The following is a 530-nucleotide window of genomic DNA, read 5'->3' as shown; positions in this document are numbered from 1 at the left end:
TGCAACTGTTTAATGAGTTTAAAGAGTTAGAACCTCTGTTGGTGGAAGCTAAAACCGGAGACAGCCAAGCGGCAGCTCAGTTTTATCGCGCCACTCAAACGCTGTATTTAAACTTAGTGGAGTTTGTGAACCAGAACTTTCGATTAACCAGCCAAGTGTACGAGACACAAAAAGATGAAAGCCAACGATTGATGAAAGCGCAATACATGCTGTTTGCCACTTTCGTCTTGTCGATTTTGTCGCTGACTTACTTCTTCTACAGAGAATCGCACTTCCATCGTAAGCTGGCGTTGAGTGACCCCCTTACTGGCCTTGGCAACCGAAATGCTCTGTTTCTCACGTTGAGAAATAACACCCGCAACCGAACGGCTTTTTCTTTGTGTCTGTTGGATCTAAACGGGTTCAAAAACGTGAATGACACGTACGGCCACCAAGCTGGTGATACGGTGTTGTGCGAAATTGCCAAGCGATTGAAAGACATGAATATTGATAGCTTCAGTACCTATCGGATGGGTGGAGACGAGTTTGCT

Annotated in this window: 1 protein-coding gene; it reads left to right on the top strand. The window is 45.3% G+C overall.

Annotation, left to right across the window (positions count from 1 at the left end; genetic code table 11):
* Positions 1-530: GGDEF domain-containing protein (locus R7093_RS27740; RefSeq protein WP_318147345.1), on the top strand; the 530-nt coding region annotated here is incomplete at both ends.

The sequence above is a fragment of the Vibrio sp. 1580 genome (genome assembly GCF_033340055.1).
Note: the sequence above shows the minus strand (reverse complement) of the source record. Positions and strands in the feature narration are given on the sequence as shown.